Raw genomic sequence first — 4,124 nt, 5'->3', positions numbered from 1 at the left:
AAAAGATAAGATGTATAGGGAAAAAGGATTTAGATTAGTCAGTGTTCGGTTTTGAAGGTACAAGTCAAGAAGATAATAATCCTCAATAGCTCAGTCGGTAGAGCATTCGGCTGTTAACCGAAGTGTCGTAGGTTCGAGTCCTACTTGGGGAGCTTGTCAAAGGAAACTTTGATAAAAGAAGGAAGACTGTTACTAAAGTATGAAACGGTCTGATGCGGCTCCGTGGTCAAGCGGTCAAGACATCGCCCTTTCACGGCGGTAACACGAGTTCGATTCTCGTCGGAGTCATTTCTCAGGAGCTTTAGCTCAGTTGGTTAGAGCAACCGGCTCATAACCGGTCGGTCCCGGGTTCAAGTCCCTGAAGCTCCACTTGGTTTTATACCACCCAGTTTAATGGGGTCTTAGCTCAGCTGGGAGAGCATCTGCCTTACAAGCAGAGGGTCACAGGTTCGAGCCCTGTAGGCCCCATTCGCGATATGTAAGTAATGCATATCGCGTATTTTTTACCACAAGCTAATATGGTAAATGCCGGCGTGGCGGAACTGGCAGACGCCCGGGACTTAAAATCCCGTGGGTAGCGATACCCGTACCGGTTCGATCCCGGTCGCCGGCAGTAAGAGAGAAGCGTAAGATGCTTCTCTTTTTTTTACGATGTTTGTAAGGTATAATAAGGCTATAAATCATAGTTATTGATGGATAGGTGGTGATCATTTATGTGCAAACTTATCAAAGTTAATACAAATTATGATTCATCCGTAATGGTTGCGGATTATAAAGCTGAGATTATCAGGCACATCATTAGTACAGCAAAAAAGTGCCCGGATATTGATGCTATTATGCTGTTTGGATCCGTGTTGGAAGAGAGATGTAAAGAAAAATCTGACATAGATATTGTTATAATCAGTAAGAAAACAGTCAATGCGCTTAGTGATAGAAAATCCTTTAACGAATTTATGAAGGACTTGTATCTTTTGGATTTTGCCCAGGAATATGATTTCCTATATTTTAAATCTATTGATGAAATTTATCAGAAAAAAGAAAAAGCTCCTATCTGCAAGGAATTAGCGGAGAAGGGACAGATTATTTATAAAAGGCAGGCTGCGTAATGGGGAATACTTTGTTATCAATTGCAAAAGCTGATATAAAAACTGCTAAGAACCTTGTTAACAGTGATGATAAGTATCAAAAGCATCAGGCTGCCTATTTGACTCAGCAGGTTGTAGAGAAAACTTTAAAGTATGCTATTTCTCTAAAAACGGGAGGACAGCCTTGGGGACATGATATTACAAAACTTGTAATTTTTGCCCAACAGAATGGCGTTGATGTACCTGATTTTATTTGTAAAAAGGCTAAGATGATTACATCCTGGGAAGTGGTGTCCAGATATTATCCAACAAGCGTTATCAGGAGAGATACTATAGCGCATGTCATTAGGGTCGCTGATGAATGGCAAAAGAAATTAAAATGATATTTTGTGGGTATGGCTTATGCCGTACCCATTTTTGACAAATGGAAGGATATTTGAAGAGATAACGTATATGAACGAAGATCAATATATTTCACGAATCAATCAACTTGAAAAAGAGATAGGTTATTTGCATAGTTTGCTCGATGAGGCTGGTATTACTTATAGAAAAGAAGCAAAGAATATTGAAGATCTATCTCCTGACAAGAACATTCTATTTGACGATAATCAAGGTGCCAGAGTCAGACCTTTGGAAATAACCAAGCATCGAATAAAATTCTTCCGCAACTTGTTTAACGGACGAAACGATGTTTATAGTCTGCGTTATGGAAAGGTTAATAAGAAAACCGGAAAGCACAGCTACTATACTCAGTGTTGGTATTTTTGGAAAGATGGATTGTGTCCAAAGAGAAATAATCCCAAGTTTTCTTGTGGTGAATGTAGAAATCCGAATTATAAGGAATTGACGGATGAAGTGGTTTATGAGCATCTGATAGGAAAGAAGGAAGATGCTTCGGATGTATTAGGGGTATACCCGCTACTTCTTGATGAAACTATAAACTTTCTTGTGTTTGACTTTGATTGTCATAATGATGATGTTTGTGGTGATGATTGGGCAAATCCTGATTCTGAATGGATGATTGAAGTAAACACATTTAGGAAGATATGTGAAGACAATGACGTGCCGATTTTAGTTGAGCGCTCAAGATCTGGCAAGGGAGCCCATTTTTGGATATTCTTTGAAAAGCCGATATTGGCATCTACAGCAAGAAGATTTGGAACAGCTTTGCTAACCAAAGGTGCCGAATCTGTTAATATGAAAAAATTCACATATTACGACAGAATGCTCCCAGCTCAGGACCATATTCCGATTAATGCAAAGACTGGGAGATCTGGATTAGGAAATCTGATAGCGCTGCCATTACAGGGACTGGCTTTACAGGCTGGGAATAGTGCTTTCATAGATGAAAACTGGAATGCATATCCTGATCAATGGGAGTGCCTCAAGAATGTTAAAAGAATCTCTAAAGAGATTGTTGAAGAAAAGATAAAGGCCTGGGGAGCAGATGGCTTATTAGGGGGCCTATGTAATGATTTTGATGAAGATGCAGATGATACCATGGCGAGAAAACAGAAGCCTTGGGAAAAAGTGAAACTTTCTTTTTGTAAGGAAGATGCACCTTCCGTAGTAGAAATCATCATTTCTGATAAGATATACATTAATTCAAAAGGAATGCAATATAAAATGCAGAATGCTATAAGGAGAATGGCTGCATTTAGCAATTCGGAGTTCTATAAGACTGCAGGAATGGGCTTTTCAACGCAAGGTATGTCTAGAATCATTTCTTGTGGTTATGATGATGGAGATTATATTTGTATTCCGAGAGCTCTTTTAGATTCACTAATTGAAAAATTAAATGCATCTGGAATTCCATTTTCTCTTACTGATAACAGATGTAAGGGAACTCCTTTAGATGTTTCTTTCAATGGTGCTTTATATGAGGAACAGATGAGAGGTGCACAAGCAATTTTGGAGCACGACAACGGTGTACTAGCAGCCACGACATCTTTTGGGAAAACGGTTGTAGGTGCATATTTAATTGCCCAAAGAAAGGTGAATACACTAATTCTTGTTCATAACACAGAAATTCAGAAGAACTGGATTGAAGATTTAAGCAGATTCTTAGATATTAAAGCTGAATTACCTGAATATAAAACAAAAACAGGAAGAATTAAAAAGAGAAAAAACTTGATTGGAAAACTGTATGCCGGGCATGATTCGATGACTGGAATAGTTGATGTTGCTATTTTTTCATCTCTTGGAAAGGGTGATGAAATCAATCCAATTATCGAAAACTACGGAATGGTAATTATGGATGAGTGCCATCATGGAGCAGCGCAGACGGTTGAAGATGTAATTGGGGCAGCAAAAGCAAAGTATGTATATGGATTAACAGCTACTCCTAAACGGGAAGATGGACTTGAAAAGAAAGTGTTTATGCAGTTTGGACCTATTCGGTTCAGATATACTGCTAAAGAGAGAGCGCAGAAACAAGGCATAGCGCATTTTGTATATCCTCGATTTACGAGGCTTGTAAGTTCTACAGATCTGAAGATAACAGATGCAAACCGAGCTGTAATTGAGTGTGATTCTAGGAATGATCAGATAATATCTGATGTGGAAGACTGTATTAAGGATGGTAGAACTCCGCTGGTATTAACCAAATACAAAGAACATGCGGAGCTGATTTATCAGAGATTGCAGGGAAAAGCAGATCATGTATACCTTCTGCAAGGCGGAGGAAGTAGAAAAGCTAAAGATGAAATGAGATTGCAGATGCGAGCTGCTTTTGATGATGAATCTGTAATACTCGTGGCAATTGATAAATATGTTGGTGAAGGGTTTAATTTTCCAAGACTTGATACATTGATGCTGGCAATGCCTGCAGCAGCTGAAGGCAATATTGAGCAATTTGCCGGGAGGTTACATAGATATTATAAGACAAAGACGGAAGTAATAATATATGATTACGTAGATTCGCATATCCGAGTTCTTGAAAAAATGTACCACAAGCGCCTTAGAGCTTATAAGAAGATAGGGTATGAAATTTGGAATAATGCGATTATAGACAAGCAGGATGCAAATTCTATCTTTGAC

3 protein-coding genes and 5 tRNA genes are annotated in these 4,124 nt (G+C 38.7%); all 8 read left to right on the top strand.

Annotated elements, in window-relative coordinates:
- Positions 1-79: 79 nt before the first annotated feature.
- Positions 80-152, top strand: a tRNA-Asn gene (locus tag BM086_RS20315).
- A gap of 64 nt (positions 153-216) precedes the next feature.
- Positions 217-288, top strand: a tRNA-Glu gene (locus BM086_RS20310).
- 7 nt (positions 289-295) lie between these two features.
- Positions 296-369, top strand: a tRNA-Ile gene (locus tag BM086_RS20305).
- 26 nt (positions 370-395) lie between these two features.
- Positions 396-468, top strand: a tRNA-Val gene (locus BM086_RS20300).
- Between the two features lie 59 nt (positions 469-527).
- Positions 528-613: transfer RNA gene (locus tag BM086_RS20295), tRNA-Leu, on the top strand.
- A 100-nt stretch (positions 614-713) separates the two neighbouring features.
- Positions 714-1,106 (top strand): nucleotidyltransferase domain-containing protein, encoded by a 393-nt coding sequence (locus BM086_RS20290; RefSeq protein ID WP_026499344.1) that lies wholly within the window; start codon positions 714-716, stop codon positions 1,104-1,106.
- Positions 1,106-1,468, top strand: a complete 363-nt coding sequence (locus BM086_RS20285) for a HEPN domain-containing protein (RefSeq protein WP_092332311.1) — start codon at positions 1,106-1,108, stop codon at positions 1,466-1,468. Before BM086_RS20290 ends, BM086_RS20285 begins: the two co-directional genes overlap by 1 nt.
- 70 nt (positions 1,469-1,538) lie before the next feature.
- Positions 1,539-4,124: DEAD/DEAH box helicase (locus tag BM086_RS20280; protein WP_092332307.1), on the top strand; the 2,586-nt coding region annotated here is incomplete at its 3' end.

The sequence above is a fragment of the Butyrivibrio sp. YAB3001 genome, assembly GCF_900112195.1.
In the GTDB taxonomy this organism is placed as follows: Bacteria; Bacillota; Clostridia; order Lachnospirales; family Lachnospiraceae; genus Butyrivibrio.
The sequence above is the reverse complement of the archived record's forward strand: the minus strand, read 5'-3'. Positions and strand labels throughout refer to the sequence as shown.

What these genes read in the sequence shown, in the direction of transcription:
- BM086_RS20285 (WP_092332311.1), top strand. Translation starts at nt 1,106, where the DNA reads ATGGGGAATACTTTGTTATCAATTGCAAAAGCTGATATAAAAACTGCT.
- BM086_RS20290 (WP_026499344.1), top strand. Translation starts at nt 714, where the DNA reads ATGTGCAAACTTATCAAAGTTAATACAAATTATGATTCATCCGTAATG.